Origin of the sequence: Rothia sp. HSID18069, from assembly GCF_003989155.1 — a bacterium.
In the GTDB taxonomy this organism is placed as follows: Bacteria; Actinomycetota; Actinomycetes; order Actinomycetales; family Micrococcaceae; genus Rothia; species Rothia aeria.
Genome location: NZ_RBMG01000001.1, coordinates 321,700 through 337,942 on the forward strand (window position 1 = coordinate 321,700; position 16,243 = coordinate 337,942).

19 protein-coding genes are annotated in these 16,243 nt (G+C 56.6%); 7 read left to right on the top strand and 12 right to left on the bottom strand.

Annotated elements, in window-relative coordinates:
- Nucleotides 1-107 precede the first annotated feature (107 nt).
- The 6 genes from D8M41_RS01510 to D8M41_RS01535 form a co-directional block, all read right to left on the bottom strand.
- Nucleotides 108-542 carry a hypothetical protein gene (locus tag D8M41_RS01510; RefSeq protein WP_126926283.1) on the bottom strand — a complete coding sequence of 145 codons (435 nt, stop codon included), beginning with the start codon at nt 540-542 and terminating at the stop codon, nt 108-110.
- Nucleotides 543-552: 10 nt separating this feature from the next.
- A complete protein-coding gene (locus tag D8M41_RS01515; protein WP_126926284.1) occupies nt 553-1,302 on the bottom strand; it encodes a class I SAM-dependent methyltransferase in 750 nt (249 codons plus the stop codon).
- A 268-nt stretch (nt 1,303-1,570) separates the two neighbouring features.
- Complete coding sequence (locus D8M41_RS01520; protein ID WP_023134128.1) at nt 1,571-2,251, bottom strand: class I SAM-dependent methyltransferase; 681 nt, start codon at nt 2,249-2,251, stop codon at nt 1,571-1,573.
- 81 nt (nt 2,252-2,332) lie between these two features.
- Entirely contained in the window at nt 2,333-2,740 is a 408-nt protein-coding gene (locus D8M41_RS01525) for a DoxX family protein (protein WP_006887471.1), read from the bottom strand.
- Between the two features lie 326 nt (nt 2,741-3,066).
- Nucleotides 3,067-3,759 carry an LppP/LprE family lipoprotein gene (locus D8M41_RS01530; RefSeq protein WP_037286257.1) on the bottom strand — a complete coding sequence of 231 codons (693 nt, stop codon included), beginning with the start codon at nt 3,757-3,759 and terminating at the stop codon, nt 3,067-3,069.
- A 92-nt stretch (nt 3,760-3,851) separates the two neighbouring features.
- A complete protein-coding gene (locus D8M41_RS01535; protein ID WP_037234784.1) occupies nt 3,852-4,592 on the bottom strand; it encodes a hypothetical protein in 741 nt (246 codons plus the stop codon).
- Between the two features lie 397 nt (nt 4,593-4,989).
- Between D8M41_RS01535 and tpx the strand changes: the two genes are divergently transcribed.
- Nucleotides 4,990-5,490, top strand: coding sequence for a thiol peroxidase (tpx, locus tag D8M41_RS01540; protein ID WP_006887477.1), 501 nt, complete (start codon nt 4,990-4,992; stop codon nt 5,488-5,490).
- A 77-nt stretch (nt 5,491-5,567) separates the two neighbouring features.
- Here the strand turns inward: tpx and D8M41_RS01545 are convergent, their stop codons facing one another.
- From D8M41_RS01545 to D8M41_RS01555, 3 genes are read right to left on the bottom strand one after another with little or no spacing between them, the layout of a single operon-like run.
- Nucleotides 5,568-6,518, bottom strand: coding sequence for an AzlC family ABC transporter permease (locus tag D8M41_RS01545; RefSeq protein ID WP_126926285.1), 951 nt, complete (start codon nt 6,516-6,518; stop codon nt 5,568-5,570).
- A 9-nt stretch (nt 6,519-6,527) separates the two neighbouring features.
- The gene (locus tag D8M41_RS01550) at nt 6,528-6,866 is read right to left on the bottom strand and encodes a branched-chain amino acid transporter permease (protein WP_126926286.1); all 339 of its coding nucleotides are present in this window, start codon (nt 6,864-6,866) and stop codon (nt 6,528-6,530) included.
- Complete coding sequence (locus tag D8M41_RS01555) at nt 6,859-7,734, bottom strand: AzlC family ABC transporter permease (RefSeq protein WP_126926287.1); 876 nt, start codon at nt 7,732-7,734, stop codon at nt 6,859-6,861. Before D8M41_RS01555 ends, D8M41_RS01550 begins: the two co-directional genes overlap by 8 nt.
- A gap of 263 nt (nt 7,735-7,997) precedes the next feature.
- Between D8M41_RS01555 and D8M41_RS01560 the strand changes: the two genes are divergently transcribed.
- From D8M41_RS01560 to D8M41_RS01570, 3 genes are all read left to right on the top strand, one after another.
- Nucleotides 7,998-9,491 (top strand): amino acid permease, encoded by a 1,494-nt coding sequence (locus D8M41_RS01560; RefSeq protein ID WP_126926288.1) that lies wholly within the window; start codon nt 7,998-8,000, stop codon nt 9,489-9,491.
- A 301-nt stretch (nt 9,492-9,792) separates the two neighbouring features.
- Nucleotides 9,793-10,140: a hypothetical protein gene (locus D8M41_RS01565; protein WP_037286250.1), complete on the top strand. Its 348-nt coding sequence runs from the start codon at nt 9,793-9,795 to the stop codon at nt 10,138-10,140.
- Between the two features lie 227 nt (nt 10,141-10,367).
- A complete protein-coding gene (locus tag D8M41_RS01570; protein ID WP_023134115.1) occupies nt 10,368-10,760 on the top strand; it encodes a DUF488 domain-containing protein in 393 nt (130 codons plus the stop codon).
- Nucleotides 10,761-10,922: 162 nt separating this feature from the next.
- Here D8M41_RS01570 and D8M41_RS01575 read toward each other — a convergent pair whose 3' ends face one another.
- Nucleotides 10,923-11,663: a DUF6318 family protein gene (locus D8M41_RS01575; protein WP_051344428.1), complete on the bottom strand. Its 741-nt coding sequence runs from the start codon at nt 11,661-11,663 to the stop codon at nt 10,923-10,925.
- Between the two features lie 243 nt (nt 11,664-11,906).
- Here D8M41_RS01575 and D8M41_RS01580 point away from each other — a divergent pair, with 243 nt between their 5' ends.
- Both D8M41_RS01580 and D8M41_RS01585 read left to right on the top strand, forming a co-directional pair.
- On the top strand, nt 11,907-12,386 hold the full coding sequence (locus D8M41_RS01580) for an NUDIX hydrolase (RefSeq protein ID WP_023134113.1): 480 nt from the start codon (nt 11,907-11,909) through the stop codon (nt 12,384-12,386).
- Nucleotides 12,387-12,557: 171 nt separating this feature from the next.
- Nucleotides 12,558-13,121 (top strand): LOG family protein, encoded by a 564-nt coding sequence (locus D8M41_RS01585; protein ID WP_023134111.1) that lies wholly within the window; start codon nt 12,558-12,560, stop codon nt 13,119-13,121.
- Between the two features lie 77 nt (nt 13,122-13,198).
- Here D8M41_RS01585 and D8M41_RS01590 read toward each other — a convergent pair whose 3' ends face one another.
- The gene (locus D8M41_RS01590) at nt 13,199-13,618 is read right to left on the bottom strand and encodes a hypothetical protein (RefSeq protein ID WP_023134110.1); all 420 of its coding nucleotides are present in this window, start codon (nt 13,616-13,618) and stop codon (nt 13,199-13,201) included.
- 36 nt (nt 13,619-13,654) lie between these two features.
- On the opposite strand from D8M41_RS01590, the gene D8M41_RS01595 reads away from it, so the two are divergent.
- Entirely contained in the window at nt 13,655-14,329 is a 675-nt protein-coding gene (locus D8M41_RS01595) for a pyroglutamyl-peptidase I (RefSeq protein ID WP_023134109.1), read from the top strand.
- Between the two features lie 112 nt (nt 14,330-14,441).
- Here D8M41_RS01595 and pgi read toward each other — a convergent pair whose 3' ends face one another.
- Nucleotides 14,442-16,112: a glucose-6-phosphate isomerase gene (gene pgi, locus D8M41_RS01600; RefSeq protein ID WP_023134107.1), complete on the bottom strand. Its 1,671-nt coding sequence runs from the start codon at nt 16,110-16,112 to the stop codon at nt 14,442-14,444.
- Nucleotides 16,113-16,243 lie beyond the last annotated feature (131 nt).

Below are 16,243 nucleotides of genomic sequence, written 5' to 3' on the forward strand. Positions count from 1 at the left end.
AGGTGCATTAATACCCAGCACGTAAGTGTTATAGTGCACGCGGCGCCCCGAAGAGAATAGGCTATTTCAGCCTAAAGATTTCTTTTCGGGGCGCCGCGTGTATGTTGTTAGAACGAAAACGCGCCCCACACCATCAGGGCAGCGCAGAGGAAGAACAGCATCCAATGCCCCAACATATAGTAGGTGCGGCGCTCAACCTTCACCGCCGCCAGCTGCACCAGCCACACCACGCCCCATGCGCCTAAATACGCCGCGATAAACAGCCCAATATCCCGTTTAGCGGGCAGCACATCGGTGAACGCTAAAAGCAGGGCAGCGACAGTGACCAGCAGCAGATCAACACTCACCAGCTGGAACACGCACATGGCCTGCGCCCAATGCCGGATTAGCTCCCCACGAGTGCTAGGGGTGCTGGCCGCAGCGTCAGCGGTGGGACGGTCCTCGGCGGGACGCAACGCCAGCGTCTCACGGGTTCCCACAAAAACGTGCGCGCCCACCGCCAACGCCATGAGCACCCCAGCAATGGCAAATGGTACTACCATGACGTTCCTCCTAGTGGCGCGGGGTGCGGAACGTAATGTAGTAGAACTGGTCGTCCCAGATGAGCTCGGTGCGTGCATCCTCAACGGTGCTGGGAATCAGCGCCTCAATCTCTGAGAGGTCGAAGGTGGCATCCTTGTACTCTTTGCGAGTGAAGATGCTCTTCTTGTACTGCGAATCGATGTAGTCGGAAGTTTCATCCGCGATCATAATTTTCGTGCCGGACTTTGCCACCCGAATCATTTCTTCGATCGCGCGTTTTTTATCACTAAAGAAGTTAATGCCGCCCACGTGCAGCACCACATCAAAGCTCTGATCGGCAAAGGGCAGATCCTCGGCGGCACAGTTCACCAGGTTCAGGTTCGCGCGCCCACCCCAGATTTTCTGGCATTTCTTGAGCATCCCGAGCGAAATATCGGCACCCGTCCAGTCGATTGCGCTCACCTCAATATCGTCGGGCAGGTAGCGCAAGTCGGTGCCGGTGCCGATTGAGACGTACAGCGCCGAGCAGCCGGGAAACCACTCTAGTTCTTTCATGAACTGACGGCGCATCTGCGCGATCTTATCGCCGTAGGACAGCCGCCCCAGCCACCGTTCGCCTAGGTCGTAGACGGTGGCCATGCGGTTGTAGAATTTCATGTATTTGGCGTTATCGCCCTGAACCTGCGCATCATCCAGGCACATCAGGATGCCGTTCTCTTCAACGGGCGGGTTAGTGCGGAATTCGGGCTTGAGCTTGTTCGTGAGGTTAGTGTTTGCCATTGCTTCTCCGCCTTAGATTAGTATGGCGAGCACATTTCTGAGCGTCGTGAGAGAGAAATATTACTCCTTATAAAACACTTATACCTGTTTTGGAATATACGCGTCAATATTTTTTATGTTTGAATACGAGAAACGGCCTATTGAACGCACTCTATTCAGAAGAGTTTTTGCATTAATGACGAGTAAAAAGCTTCTGAAGGCAAAAACTCTTCTCGATAGAAACCGCCAGTGATGGTGTCAAAAATATGTAGGTACTGTCCGGGTGTTTTTAGTGTTCTTTTTCAAGCACGAGGTTTACGTAGTCGCGTCGTACCAGCCGGGCAGAGCCGCCCGCCACCGCCATATCGTGCAGATGCTGTACAGCTACCGTATGTAGCGGCAGTTCTTGTGTGAGCGCAACTATATCGGCGGCATCGTACAGGGCGAAGCCGTACTTGGTGAATGGCAGGGTCTTCATAAAATCTTTTTCACAGAAGCTTAAACACACCCGCCCGCCGGCGGTAAGCACCCGGCACATTTCTGCGAGCAGCCAAGCCGGTTCCTCCCAGAAATACACCGTATTCACGCTCAACACCTTCGTGAAAATACCGTCTTCATACGGCAGATTCACGCCGTCATACAGCGCGTACTCAGCCAGCCCTTCTGCGATAAACACGTTATTGGCGGCGCGGGCCTGCTCATACATGAGCGGCGAAATTTCCACCCCATCATAGTGCAGGTTCTCTGCGAGGGAGAGAACATAATTGAGGAGCCCACCATTGCCCGGGCCCACCTCCAGGATGCGGTCATCTTCCTCAATGCCTAATGCGTTCAGGGCGCTCACAATCATGTGAAGATTCCCCAGGTTTAAAGAGTGTGCTAGCTCTTGACCGGTGTCACCCATGGGGCACTTAAGCTGGGAAGCAAGGGCCTTCGCCTGCTCGGCCGGGTTCTGGCGGGTACTAGACATAGTGCTCCTTTATAATAATCCAGGCGTGAAGATTTTTTATCATAGCACGGCCGCAGCTTGTGCCACCGCCAGGGTAGAGTTTTAGCGCCGAGAGGAGGTTTTATAGATGCGCCAGGCGCTATGAATCAGTGGAATCTGCAACGGTAGACGGCCGAAAGCCACAACACGTTTAAATGCTGACTCATGCCGCCAATCCCACGCCATTTGCACATTCGCCGGGAACACCGCCGTATACAGGGCAATGGCCGCGAGGGCACCCGCCCGGCGGGTTATTGGGACGGTCAGCAGCCCTGCAACACCAAGCTCAGCAACCCCCGAAGCATAGGTGTAGAACCGTGCCGAGCTCGGCAGGGCGCGCGGCACAATCCGATCAAAATGCTCAGGTTTTACAAAATGCAGAACACCCATGATCCCCAGAAAACAGGATGTCACCACCGGTGCTCGGGAGACGGGTGTGGAATCATCAGAAGTTTTCTTGAAAATACTCATACGGCATTCTCCCATATCCAGCCTATTCACAGCTATATAGGCGCACAAAATACGCCGTAAAACTCGCCGTTCTACGCTAAAATGTGCAAGGGGGCACCGTAACCGTTGCGGATTAGGCCGCTACCCGGTGCCGACGAAAGGAAAACCATGAAGAAGCTTATCGTTATTGCACTCATTGGCGCAGTTGCATTCGTGATCCTTAAGAAGAAGGGCTTCATCGGCGCCAACTAATTACGCTGTGAACATGCCAAGCCGGGCCCGCATCCACCCCACCGTTGGGGAAGGACGCGGGCCCGGCCTTTTGATGTGTGCGCCCCGTTTTTGGGCTACCCGTTAACGGTGGGCAGGTGGCCGCTCATGACGATCTTCCCCTGAGAATTGTCCCAGGTGAACGAAGCCTTATTGGTGTTGTGTGTGGCCAAAATCTGGTTGGCGGCGGTGCGCGAAATATTGGGTTTCCCATACAGGGGGTCGTAAGTGCCGGTTCCCAAGTACTCGCCGTAGTGGAACAGCATAATATGGTACGGGCCGTCGGTGCCGCCCTGGGCACCCACCATAATCCACGACAGCTCAACGTTCGCATCATAATTTGAGGTATCAGAGGAGGACGCAGCCCACGTGTAGCTGCCGCGCAGCTTCGACTTATTCTGCTCCAGCGCCTCCTGCCCGCTGGTGGGTGCTCCAGCTTTTGCCTTACCGCTGTTTGAGGACGAAGATGACGGCGAAGAACTGCTCTTATCTGGGCTCGCATACACAGTCACCGTGCTGGGGGTCGGTTCAGGAGTTGCGGTGACCGTCACCACCGACGGGGAAGACGAAGGTGACGCGCTGCTGCTGGTGGCCGCTGACGCTGCTGATGACGACGAGGAATGCGACACCTGAGCCGAGCTGCTGGAGGAAGAGCCGCTGCTTTTAGTGCTTTTCGACTCGGTGGAGGCACCAAACGGGTTGCCGCAGGCTGTGAGAGTAAGCGCCGCCACGGCGGCAGGGATAGTGATTTTTGTGACGGTTGGTCGCAAGGTTCAACTCCAATCAGGGGTAATAAATCGGTGTGCTCTTGTGCGGCGCGCCCCAGCCGCCGCCGGGGCCAGCGGACGGGGCGCACCCAAAGCTAAAAGGTGATGTGTTCGGTGCGGTTAAGGAACACCCCGTGCCCGGTAGTGTGATTCCAGCAGGTCACCCCGTTTTGTTCAGAGGCACAAACAAACGTACCCACGTGCAGCATCTGCCCGTATTGCAGGGTTTTTGTGGATGAACGGTTGCCCATGGCCCCATTCACACCGCCGGGGGCCGTGACCTGTGACGACCCGTCGGCTTTAAGCTGCAGCTGGAACGCGCGGCGCTGCACAGGTTTACCGGTCTTCGGGTCGATACCGGGGCTGTCTACCTTCTCCGTCCACTGGGATTCCTTGAGCATACACACCACCATCGAATCACCAGAGATCACATCGCACCCAATATTGCCGGTAGGGGTGAGGAACGAAACAGCACCGTGCTTATCGGTAGCCCAGCTTTGCACCCCCGTAGGAACACCTGTCGTACCGGCCTTCGCATGCGCCTGAGCGGGAACGTTCTGCACCACACGGTTACCGTTAGAGGAGCTGCCGCCACCATCGGCGGCCGGGATGGTCACCACAGTAGGAGGAGGCAAGGTGCTGGGCGTAATACTCGCGGGTTTTGGCTTGGTACTGCTGCTGGGGGAGGCATTATCCGTATCGGGCGCTGTTGCTGTTGCGGAAGCCGATGCGCTGGTACCCGCCCGCGGGTTCACGGACGCTCCGCTACTGCATCCTGCGAGGGCTGCTGCGGCTAGGGCACAGAGGATAAAAGTCTGATATGCGGTTGGCTTCATGAGGTGTTTCTCTGTTCTCGGCGTGGGGTCAAGACTATTAAATTTTCGGCTAGCCCGGGCACAGGGGGCTGGGGCCGGTACGGCGCACCTTCGTGCCCCTGCCAAACGTGCGCACCGTAGCCGCGTGAGCGTGCGCTTGCACGTTCGGTTCGCCGCCTGCGGGATACACATAGGATACCTGAACACTCACGTGAGAGAACCGGACGGTGACAGGAACCTCGGGTGCTTTCAGCGCAGCGGCGCCGATCTAAGGGCGACTGTGAATGGTGCCACGTGCAGCAGGTGCAGTCGCGGCACAGCAAGAAAGCCCGGGTCTTAACCGCATCGGACGGGCACATCCGTCACGGGTCCCACCTGCATTCTTGCGCTGGCCCCGGCACAGGGTGACAATTGATGCATGGCTAAAATTACTTTTCATGAAGAAACCCCCGTCAACACCATCGGCGAGCTGCCCGCAGTGGGCACCAAAGCTCCCGCGTTCGAGGTACTTGGGGCCGAGCTGAACACGATCACCGGCACCGATTTTGCGGGCAAGAACATTATTCTGAATATCTTCCCCTCCGTCGATACCGGCGTGTGCGCAACCTCCGTACGCACCTTCAATAAGGACGCTGCCGCACTAGACAATACTGTGGTGCTGTGCGTCTCGAACGACCTTCCGTTCGCCATTGGCCGCTTCTGCGCTGCTGAGGGGATCGAGAACGTTATTACCACCTCCGCATTCCGCTCATCTTTCGGGCGGGACTTCGGCGTAACCATGACCGACGGGCCGCTTGAGGCCCTGCTGGCGCGTGCCGTGGTAGTCGTAAACCCCGCCGGTGAGGTAGTGTACACCGAGCTCGTTCCCGAAATCACCAACGAACCCAATTACGAGGCTGCGCTCGCAGCTGTTAAGTAAACGCAGCTGAGCCTATCAGGCAGGCACCATGCTCGGTTTTCCGTGCCGTGGTGCCTGCTTTGTTATGCCGTCTGAAACTATTGCGCTGGTTCGCGTGGGCTCTCTTCTGCATGCTCACGCTCCGCGCAGCTGCGCGTCGGATCGTCGGCAACCAGCATATGCTGAGGCAGGGAACCGCGTTTCTTCGCCGCCACATAACGCCCCATCAGAAGCGCCATATACACTGCCATCGCCACCAGGAGCATAGACCCCGGGGCAATAATCAACGCCAGCACCGCCGCGATCACCGAGAAAAGCACCGTGAGCCTATCGGGGTTAGCGCGGTAAGCATCAAGGGCCAGCACCGTAAAGAGCGCGGTCATTACGAAATCGAATCCCTCAAGATGCGCCAGAAAACTCGACCCCAAGAAGAACCCGAGTGTGGAACTGAGGATAACGCTCACATGCATTCCCGCATGAACCCACAGGATGCGCGACCCTCTCAGAGTATGCCGTTCCGGCCCGCTATTGAGAGCAAAAGCCTCGTCAATGAGTGTGTAGACAGTGTAAAACTTGGCGAGAGAGCCGTGCACACGCTCGATAGGGTAGGACAGCCCATACATGAGGTGCCGTGAATTAATGAGCAGCGTCATGACCGCAACGGATACCAGCGAGGCACCCGCCGTCATCATCGTCAGCAATACAAACTCTACCGACCCGGCGAATAAAACTCCTGGAAGCAGGGGTGCAAGCCACCAGGGAAACCCCAGACTGTGTATCACAACACCGAGCCCAATTCCCACGAAAAACAGGCCCAGCATCACAAGGGATGCAACGCGCATTGCCTCACGAAATCCGCTCTCGCCAGCGCGGCGGAGCTCGACACTGTGGACGCTGCTTGTACGTAAAGCCTGCTCGCGTTCCTGCACCACCGGAATGCTGCTGGTTACCAGACCCGCAGAGGCGATAATATCGAGAACCTGTTCGTTGCTGGTTTGCTGCGGCGCGTCTCCAAGGCGGCGGCTGGGGTGTGAAGATCTTTCAGACATGCTATACCCCTAGAAAACCCAGTTAATGAGAATAACGCAGGTGGCGGTACCGGCGATCATGCTGTATACCATATTCTTCTTCCACAGGTGCACGAGCACCGTCACCACAAACCCGGCAAGGTAGGGAACCGCGGTGTGTGTGGATGAAAAGTCAATACGGCTTACCGCGTAGATCGCCAGAAGCGCTACGGCCCCGAGTGGAATCCAGTGGCTGAGCGCATCCAGCACCTCAGAACCTGCAAGGGCTTTTTTGAGACCAAAGGGGAGCACCCGCAGAACAAAGGTTACAGCCGCCGCCACCAGAACAGCGCTGATAATATAGCCGCTATCGATGTGGCCGTTAATCATGGGGGTTCTCCTGCGGGTCGTTGTGGTGAGTGAATGTGGGGCTTGGGGTTTTCACCTGATCTGATGTGCCGCCTTCGGCAGCCGTCACTGCTGTGTTATTCTCTGGGGCGGGTATCTGGTGTTCTGGTAGTGTTCCCCGTGATTTTGCGATGAAGAACCGTACTATCAGCAGGGCAGTGTAGGTTCCCATCGACACCAGAAGCATGGAACCGGGTGCCAGGATAATGCCTACCGTGCCGGAGATCAGCGTGAGAAGGGCCGTGACATTATCCCGTTGAGCGCGGTAAGCATCAATCGCGAGGATCGTAAACAGCGCCGTCATGGCGAAATCCATACCCTCAAGGTGGCTCAGAAACGATGCACCAATAAAGAATCCGGCGGTTGTTCCTACCACCCAGCTGATGTGCAGGAATGTACTCACCCATAGAATACGTGCGTGAGAGAGCGTATTCCGGTCGGGGCCGGTGTTGAGCGCGTAGGATTCATCGCAGAGTGTGTATATGGCGTAGAGCTTCGCCCAGAAACCCTTCACATTCTGCAGCGGGAAGGAAATACCGTACACCAGGTGGCGGGAGTTCACGAGCAGAGTTGTGAAGCCGATAGCACCTACACTGGCCCCGGTTGCGATCATTTCTACCACCAGGAACTCGACGGAACCGGCGTAAACGATGAGGGATATTGCGGGCGCAAGCCACCACGGTAAATGGTGAGCACTAATAATAACGCCCAAACCTAACCCCAACACCACGAAACTTGCAAGCACCACGCTGGATGCCCGTAAAGCCTGTTTGAAGCCGCTCTCGGTGGGGTTATGACCGATCGCGGCGTAATGTTCTGCGTCGCTTGTTTCCTTCGCGGTATCTTTCATGGTGCCTCTCAGCAAGAGTGAAAATAAGTCTTCGAATATCCTAGCGCAAGAGTATGCCCAGTGTGAGTTGGAGCTTTGCTGCCTTCGGGGTGTTTGCGAAAAATTCCGGTGGCGGCGGGTGCCAGCAGGGGAGTAGAATAGGGGACTAAATAAGAAAAACTTATGTCGCATTAGTTTTTCTAAAGATGATTTTTCGCCGCGTCGCCGCACCCCGCCACCGATCGGGGTGTTTGCCATGCGCGGGACCAACAAGGAAGAAAAATATGTCCCCCACATCCGAAGAAAAAGCGGCGAACAGCCCCGAAGAAACGGAGCTAAAACGCGGTCTTTCGGCGCGTCACCTACAGATGATCGCCATCGGCGGAGCCATCGGCACCGGCTTGTTCGTGGCCTCCGGCAAAACGATCTCTACCGCAGGACCTGGCGGAGCTATCGTCGCCTACGGGCTGATCGGCATTATGGTGCTGTTCCTCATGCAGTCTCTGGGTGAGATGGCAGCGCATCTGCCCGTCCCGGGTTCGTTTCAAACCTATGCAACCCGTTACGTTTCATCATCCTTTGGGTTCACCATGGGGTGGAATTACTGGTTTAACTGGGCGATTACCGTCGCGACCGAGCTCGTGGCGGTCGGTGAAGTGATGAAGTATTGGCTGCCGGAGACTCCCTCATGGGTGTGGGCAGGTACCTTCTTAGTTCTCTTGACGGGGCTGAACGCCCTGTCCGCCAAAGCCTATGGTGAAGGCGAATTCTGGCTCGCCACTATTAAAGTGGTCACCGTTATCGTGTTCTTAATCGCGGGTATCGCCATGATCTTCGGGATTCTTGGAGGGACATCGCCGGGTGTCTCAAACTGGACCACTGGTGACGCTCCTTTTGTGGGCGGCCCCGTCGCTATTTTCTCCATCTTCATGGTTGCCGGGTTCTCGTTCCAAGGCACCGAGATGATTGGTGTTGCCGCCGGGGAGTCCAAGAACCCCCGCCGCGATGTGCCGCGCGCGCTCACCAGCGTGTTCTGGCGCATCATGCTGTTTTACATTGGCGCCATGGTGATTATCGGGTTCCTCATCCCTTACGCCGACCCGAACCTGCTCACCGCAGCCGAAGGGGATATTAACATTTCTCCCTTCACCCTCATTTTCGAACGAGCCGGTATTGCCTTCGCTGCCGCAGCGATGAACGCAGTGATCCTTACCGCCGTGCTTTCCGCCGGTAACTCGGGGCTGTACGTTTCGGCCCGTATGCTGTTCTCTCTTGCGCAGGAAGGCAAAGCTCCCAAGATTTTCACCAAGGTGAATAAGGGGGGTGTGCCCATGCCCGCCCTCATGGCAACTTCCGCCGTAGGAGCCATCGGGTTCATTGCCTCCATTATTTCGCAGGAAGCGGCATACCTGTGGCTCGTTAACGTCTCGGGTCTTGCCGGGTTCATCACGTGGGTTGGCATTGCGGTGGCGCACTACAGGTTCCGCCGCGCCTACGTGCGGCAGGGGCATAGCCTTAACGACCTTCCCTACGTGGCCCCCTTCTTCCCGGTGGGTCCGATTATCGCGTTCATCATGTGCCTGCTGGTGATCGGCGGGCAGAACTATGAGGCGATTCTTGAAGGGAACTGGGCGGGCGTAATGAGCTCATATATTGGTCTGCCGGTGTTCATAGCGGTGTGGGTCATTCACGCTCTAGTAACCCGCGACCGCCTGATCCCGCTGGAGAAAGTGGACGTGGGCGGTATAGATTCTGCCACCATTAAAGCGCAGCAATAACCGCGTCACGAGAAAACCTGCCGGGGTGAGGTTTTCGCTGTGTACACATCGTATGGTGTGCTCATCGGCGAAAATTTCACCCCGGCAGATGTGTGTTTTATGACGCTGCGGAAGCACAATTAGGGCGCTCACCCTTCAGCGGGAGTGCTGTGTGCCGATTTCAGTAGAAAAGTAACGATCTTAGCCACAAAATCTAAATCTAAAGTATATCTTCATGGTACTGTGAAGAGGCGCATAACCAGCTATCGGGCTGGTGTGCGTTCACCGCATACAACTACATACACCCCAGGAAAGTACCATCATGAAGAAGAACACCTCCCCCTTTGTTATCGGAGCTGGCGCCGTTGCCGTTTTGAGCCTAACGGGGGCAGTCTTTGCGACGGGGGCATTGGCCGCCTCCACTCCGGACGAACAACCCTTACCCAACTACACGTGGGCCGTGCCGAGTGATGCTCCTACGCGTGACCCACTTCCAAGCTATGATCCTGGGGCTGCTGAGTCGCCGAGCGCTACACCGTCTGCATCATATACGTGGGCCGTGCCAAGTGATGCCCCCACGCGTGACCCGCTCCCGAGCTATAACCCCGAGGCTGCCGCTGCCGATACACCGAGTGAGCACGCTGAGGTGCACCCCACGGAGCAGCCCTAACGTCCTTTTGAAAGTGGCAGCCCCTGCTGGGGTTGCCCAGATCATACTCAGTGCACCTGCGCCGTTCAGCTGTGGCGGCGCAGGCCCGTTCAAGGCTGACTACCAGGCGGTGCGTGCCGTTACCTTCAGTAATAAGGCACGCACCGCTTTCCTGTATTCACGTGCCAAGGCGGTCGGTAAAAGTGGCGGGGGTACACAGTGAAGCGTATCCTGCATAAGCTGGAAATATGGATATTACGATTAAACGTATATATGAAGAAGTATCACCCGATGATGGTTACCGTGTGCTTGTAGACAGGCTATGGCCGCGCGGGGTTGCTAAGGATCGGGCTCACCTGAACGAATGGGCGAAGGATCTGGCTCCTTCTACCCAGGCGCGTATTGAGTTCGGGCATAATCCGGAACATTTTGAGGCATTCAAGCACCGCTATCGTGCGGAACTTGATGTGAACCCTGAAGCGCAGAGCCTCATGCGCAGCGTTGTTGCCAACGCCAAAGAAACCGGTGATATGCGCATTACCCTACTGTACGCAGCTAAAGATGAGCACTGTAACCACGCCATGATTTTATACAGTTACATGGCGGAGCACCTGCCAGATTTGACGAGGCTTGTCCCTTAGTCGCCCGCCCAGAGAACCTCACCTATAGAGGTTTTTGGGGCCACGGCCCGACGCGCCCAAGCAGGTGCACACCGCCTACCCACCGGCGGCAGTGTCGTTGGGCTGCCTTGGGCGGCTCGGAGGTACGTGGGTGGCCCCCTCAGGTCTGGAAAAGCTAAAGGCTCAGACTTTGAAGTTGCCGCCAGAGGACCCGAAGCTGCCTCCACCGCCGCTATCTTTGGTGTTTGGGAAAACCCACCGTCCGTCTTTATACTGTGCGGTAATCAAAGCTTCCTCTGTGGACGATTGCTTATTGCTGGGAAGGTCTACCGGAACTCCCCGGCGCACTACGAAACTACCCAGAGAAAAGATGTACTTAGCAGGCCAATTGTAGTTGTCCCCGTCCTGAGTTGGCTGAGCGGCGGTAAGAGCGAGTGCTATCTTAAACTCTTCATACCATGCGCCGTTCATCTTTCGTCTGGCTTCTTGGATTTCCTGTTTAAAGGTGTTAGTGTCTGCCTCATTGAAGGGGAGATGATCAAGCGGGCCAAGATCGCCGGTAACAAAAGCGTAGGTTAGCGCTGTAGTGAAGAAACCTATCGCGGAGTATAACCCAGCCACGCTGTGCTCATCCATATTTTCGGGTTTGATGGGCTTGGGTACATTCTGCGGGGGAGAGGTTCGCGTGGCTGGCTTATACTCGCCCGCAGAAGTGTCATAACTATTGAATTCCACTGCGCCCGAATAGTCACTGCGTTCGGAGGCTTTGGCTTTCGAATTATTATTTGCTGAAGATGCGCCATTAGAGTCATGAGTGCCCGCAGTATTGGCGGTTGTGAGGGACGCCGAACATGCCGTTAGCGCGGCGATGGAGCCTGTGCCCAGCGTGGTGAGTGCGGTGCGGCGGGTCATAGCGGAAGTCATGCTGGCGGTTTCCTCTCGAATCGGTGAAGGTCAGCATTTTCTATTGTATCGGTAAACACCTCATTTGCTGTCTAAAGAAGGTGTTTCTTCTGTTTTTTCTTACTTTTATACTGCTAGGATGTTAAAAACCCCGATATATGCTGTATATTTTGCAGGTGGCTGATCTTGTCACAGGCACAGTAGGGCCGTACCTGGTAGAGAGAAAACCGGAGCCTATAAACCTGGATGCGGTAGGGTAGAACCATGCCCGAAAACCTACGCCCTCAAGCCGCCCACACTCATGCGGCCATAGACACCGAACGGAAAATCGTGTACGTTTCAGCGGTTGCAATCCGTAACGAACGGGGGCTGGTACTGACCGTGCGTAAAACAGGCGCAAGCGGGTACATGATGCCCGGCGGCAAACCCGACCCCGGCGAAACCCCGCTTGGTGCTGCGGTACGTGAAGTCACCGAAGAACTCGGGTTCGCCCCTGACCCTGCCCGCATGGTGCACCTGGGGACATTTCAGGCACCCGCACTTAATGAAAACGGGTACACGGTTCGCGCCGAAACCTACGAGTACCTGCCGCACCCCAGCGAATATGAAGTGCTCGCCGCTCTCACCCCGCAAGCCGAAATCGCCGAACTGCGCTGGGTAGACCCCGCACAGAACCGGGATGCCACCCAAGCCCCGCTCAATATTGAATGCATCTTTCCGGTACTTTCTGCCCACCCGCGCTAAACGGGCGGGGCGGTTCAGCAGCAGGGAACCTCACCTGGTAACACGCCGTGAATATGGCACACCCCACCTGTCCCACTTGCGTGTGCCTCCCCAATGGCTGTAGCGTGCAATAGGTGTTTGCACTATATCCTGCGAGTGGACGGCGCACTGGAGCGCGCAGAAAGAAGAACAATGACGGAACAAACTAGTCAGCCTGAAAAATACAATATTGCTGTTTACTGTGGTGCCGGTTTCGGCAACGATCCACTATTCGTGGAACGCGCGCAGCAGATGGGTCGTGCCTGCGCCGAACGAGGTATTGGTGTGGTCTACGGCGGCGGCAGTACAGGTCTGATGGGAACCGTCGCGGGTGCAGCCCTGGATGCAGGCGGCAAAGTCTACGGCGTGGTCACCCACCAGCTCGTGGAGTGGGAGGGCGTGTACCCCGGGCAGACAACTCTCGACATTGTCGATACCATGCATCAGCGTAAGATCGCCATGATTAATAAGGCCGATGCGTTTGTTGCGATGCCCGGCGGCCCCGGAACCTTGGAAGAATTCTTTGAGGTGTTCAGCTGGCAGTTTTTGAAGATTCACGACAAGCCTGTGGCGCTGATGAACGTGAACGGGTACTGGACGAAACTTATTGAGGCTATGGAGTATATGTCAACCACTGAGCTGCTAAAGCCCGAATACTTGCAGCGGCTTATTGTGGTTGAAACCCCTGAAGAGCTCATGAAAGTGCTGGGTAAGTAGGCGGCATTAAACCCCCTATAGTGTGCACGCCCGTAGTCTGAGTGCCGCGGGCGTTTTTGCATGGGTATTTGCGTGAGCTAGTGTTTACCGCGCGCCCTGCTCAGAAGCGAAGAAAGCGGCAGAATATGCACAATAATCCATACGGGCGTGAGCGTCACCATGAGCATATAGAGAACCCGAATCAGGGACTCCATGTGAGGGTCTTCTGAGAGCATGCCCAGATAGATCGTCAACCCCAGTACCGCGCCGGTGGTGATCGTCAGATAGAGCAATGCCCACAGCACTTCGGAGCGGCTGGCGCGCCCGCGACCGAGCGTATAGAAGCGGTAAAACCGCCCCACCGCCTGAAGGAACGAGGCACCTTCTAACGCCTGTGCGGGTTCACGAACAGCGGCTAGCGCCTCCTGCTCATCATCAACGCCGATTTCGCGCAGGGCATCGGGGGTATCCTGGAGAAGAAAAACGGGTTCTTCTTTGTGACGGTGTGTGCGTGCCATACCTCTAGGGTACCCGACGACGTGTAAAGGACAACGATGACAAAGACCCTTCTCATTACCTATTTCGGCCCGTTTCCCGGCGTGAGCGTGAACCCGAGCGGGGTGACAGCGCAGCAGGTAGCTGATGTACTCGCCGACGAATCTGCGGTACAGGTTGTAACCCGTGAGATTCCGGTGAGCTATGCGGGGTCTTCAGAGGCTTTAGAGGAGATGCTGACCGATATTCGCCCGGATGCGGTGCTCAGCTTGGGCGTGGCAGTCGGGCGGGATAAGGTGAGCTTTGAGAGGGTTGCCATCAACCTGGACTCCGCCGATATTGAGGATAATGACGGTGTGGTGCGTGTGGATGAGGCGATTACCCCGGAGGGACGCGACGCGTATTTTTCGACCCTGCCAGTGCGGGCAAGCTATGAGCGTCTGCGCGGTGTGGAGCTACCGGTTGAGATTTCGTACACCGCCGGAACCTATGTGTGCAACCACGTATTTTATGAGGCACACCGTATTCTGGAACGCCAGGGGCGGCGGATTCCTGCGGGGTTTGTGCATATTCCCGCCACGCGAGTCGATCATGAGCCCTCTGACGCACAGACAACGCTCACTGCGCATGCCGATACCGGGGGAGTAGAGAGCGAATCGGTGCCGACTCTGCCTGAGGCAGTGGTTGCGCGCATCGTGGCGGAGCTGGTGCGCGATACCCTCAAGGTGATGTAGTCTCATTCATACCGTTGAACCGGGGAGACGAGTGAAAGCGGCGGTTATTAAAACGCGGTGCCCCCGATGAGAGATTCATCGGGGGCACCGCGCATATTAGCCTAGGGCACTGCTACTTGCGGTGCTTAAGGTAGTAGTCGATCAGGGATGCGGTCGAAGAATCCTGGCGTGCCAGAACCTCGCGGTCGCCTTTGATAGCGGGTACCAGATCGAGCGCCAGCTTCTTGCCGAGTTCGACGCCCCACTGGTCGAAGGAATCGATACCCCACACGATACCCTGCACAAAGGTGATGTGCTCATAGAGGGCAATCAGCTCGCCCAGCACGCGCGGGGTCAGGCGAGAAGCCATAATAGAGGTCGAAGGGCGGTTGCCGCTGAAGATACGGGCGTTTACCACATGCTCGGCGGTACCTTCGGCGCGTACCTCATCCTCGGTCTTGCCGAAAGCGAGCGCCTGAGTCTGTGCAAAGAAGTTTGCGAGGAAGAGTTCGTGCACATCCTGATCGCCATCCTTGGTGGGGTGCGCCGGGTTGGCGAAGGCCAGGAAGTCCGCAGGGATAAGGCGGGTGCCCTGGTGGATAAGCTGGTAGAAAGCGTGCTGACCGTTGGTGCCGGGCTCGCCCCAGAAAACCTCGCCCGTGGAGTAGTCCACGAAGGAACCGTCAGCCCGCACGGATTTACCGTTGGACTCCATGGTGAGCTGCTGCAGATAGGCGGGAAAACGGTGCAGGTACTGGTCGTAGGGTAGAACCGCGTGGGTTTCGGCACCCAAGAAGTTCACGTACCATACGTTAAGCAAGCCCATGAGTACGGGCACGTTCTTTTCAAAGGGCGCAGTGCGGAAGTGCTCGTCCATGGCGTGGAAGCCCGCGAGGAATTCTTCGAATACCTTCGGGCCGAAGACGATGGCCAGCGAGGTACCGATCGCCGAGTCTACGGAGTAGCGACCGCCTACCCAGTCCCAGAAGCCGAAGGCATTTTCGGGGTCAATGCCGAAGGCAGCAACCTTATCGAGCGCGGTTGAAACGGCGATAAAGTGCTTAGCCACGGCTTCTTCTGCGGTTTTTCCTTGCAGGGCGTTCGCCTCGCCAAGCGCGGTGAGCAGCCAGTCGCGTGCCACACGAGCGTTGGTCAGGGTTTCTAGGGTGCCGAAGGTCTTCGAAGCAACGATGAACAGGGTAGTTTCGGGGTCAAGATCAGAAACTTTTTCGGCAACATCGGTCGGGTCGATATTTGAGATGAACCGTGCGGAAATCCCGGCGTCGGCGTAAGGCTTAAGCGCCTCGTACACCATCACGGGACCAAGGTCAGAACCGCCAATACCAATATTTACCACGGTCTCGATGCGCTTGCCGCTCACGCCGGTCCACTCGCCCGAACGCACACGATCGGCAAAAGCGTACATCTTGTTCAGAACGGCGTGAACATCGCTATCGACATCCTGCCCATCAACAACGAGGGCGGGGGAGTAGCCTTTGGGGCGGCGCAGCGCGGTGTGCAGAACCGCGCGGTCCTCGGTCACGTTAATGTGTTCGCCAGTGAACATAGCATCGCGGCGTTCGGCGAGGTTCACCTCTTCGGCGAGTTTGAGCAAAAGCTGCACGGTCTCTTCGGTGATGAGGTTCTTCGAGAGGTCTACGTGCAGGTCTGCGGCATCAAAACTAAATTTCTGGGCGCGGGAAGGATCCTGCTCGAACCAGGCTCGCAAATTCGGAGTGAGCGATGCTTTGTGCTGGGTTAGTGCTGACCACGCGCTGGTGGTCGTCGGGTTCGTAATAGTCATGGTTTCTATTTTCCCTCTTCGGCTCGGTAATGTCACCCTAGATACCGGTTCTGTGCGGGAAGCTGAGGGTTGGCAGCATTATTGTTTTCTGGCGGTCTGCAAAGACCGTACGTGTTCCCTGCCCATCGCAG

What these genes read in the sequence shown, in the direction of transcription:
- D8M41_RS01510 (WP_126926283.1), bottom strand. Translation starts at nt 542, where the DNA reads ATGGTAGTACCATTTGCCATTGCTGGGGTGCTCATGGCGTTGGCGGTG.
- D8M41_RS01515 (WP_126926284.1), bottom strand. Translation starts at nt 1,302, where the DNA reads ATGGCAAACACTAACCTCACGAACAAGCTCAAGCCCGAATTCCGCACT.
- D8M41_RS01520 (WP_023134128.1), bottom strand. Translation starts at nt 2,251, where the DNA reads ATGTCTAGTACCCGCCAGAACCCGGCCGAGCAGGCGAAGGCCCTTGCT.
- D8M41_RS01525 (WP_006887471.1), bottom strand. Translation starts at nt 2,740, where the DNA reads ATGAGTATTTTCAAGAAAACTTCTGATGATTCCACACCCGTCTCCCGA.
- D8M41_RS01535 (WP_037234784.1), bottom strand. Translation starts at nt 4,592, where the DNA reads ATGAAGCCAACCGCATATCAGACTTTTATCCTCTGTGCCCTAGCCGCA.
- tpx (WP_006887477.1), top strand. Translation starts at nt 4,990, where the DNA reads ATGGCTAAAATTACTTTTCATGAAGAAACCCCCGTCAACACCATCGGC.
- D8M41_RS01545 (WP_126926285.1), bottom strand. Translation starts at nt 6,518, where the DNA reads ATGTCTGAAAGATCTTCACACCCCAGCCGCCGCCTTGGAGACGCGCCG.
- D8M41_RS01550 (WP_126926286.1), bottom strand. Translation starts at nt 6,866, where the DNA reads ATGATTAACGGCCACATCGATAGCGGCTATATTATCAGCGCTGTTCTG.
- D8M41_RS01555 (WP_126926287.1), bottom strand. Translation starts at nt 7,734, where the DNA reads ATGAAAGATACCGCGAAGGAAACAAGCGACGCAGAACATTACGCCGCG.
- D8M41_RS01560 (WP_126926288.1), top strand. Translation starts at nt 7,998, where the DNA reads ATGTCCCCCACATCCGAAGAAAAAGCGGCGAACAGCCCCGAAGAAACG.
- D8M41_RS01565 (WP_037286250.1), top strand. Translation starts at nt 9,793, where the DNA reads ATGAAGAAGAACACCTCCCCCTTTGTTATCGGAGCTGGCGCCGTTGCC.
- D8M41_RS01570 (WP_023134115.1), top strand. Translation starts at nt 10,368, where the DNA reads ATGGATATTACGATTAAACGTATATATGAAGAAGTATCACCCGATGAT.
- D8M41_RS01575 (WP_051344428.1), bottom strand. Translation starts at nt 11,663, where the DNA reads ATGACTTCCGCTATGACCCGCCGCACCGCACTCACCACGCTGGGCACA.
- D8M41_RS01580 (WP_023134113.1), top strand. Translation starts at nt 11,907, where the DNA reads ATGCCCGAAAACCTACGCCCTCAAGCCGCCCACACTCATGCGGCCATA.
- D8M41_RS01585 (WP_023134111.1), top strand. Translation starts at nt 12,558, where the DNA reads ATGACGGAACAAACTAGTCAGCCTGAAAAATACAATATTGCTGTTTAC.
- D8M41_RS01590 (WP_023134110.1), bottom strand. Translation starts at nt 13,618, where the DNA reads ATGGCACGCACACACCGTCACAAAGAAGAACCCGTTTTTCTTCTCCAG.
- D8M41_RS01595 (WP_023134109.1), top strand. Translation starts at nt 13,655, where the DNA reads ATGACAAAGACCCTTCTCATTACCTATTTCGGCCCGTTTCCCGGCGTG.
- pgi (WP_023134107.1), bottom strand. Translation starts at nt 16,112, where the DNA reads ATGACTATTACGAACCCGACGACCACCAGCGCGTGGTCAGCACTAACC.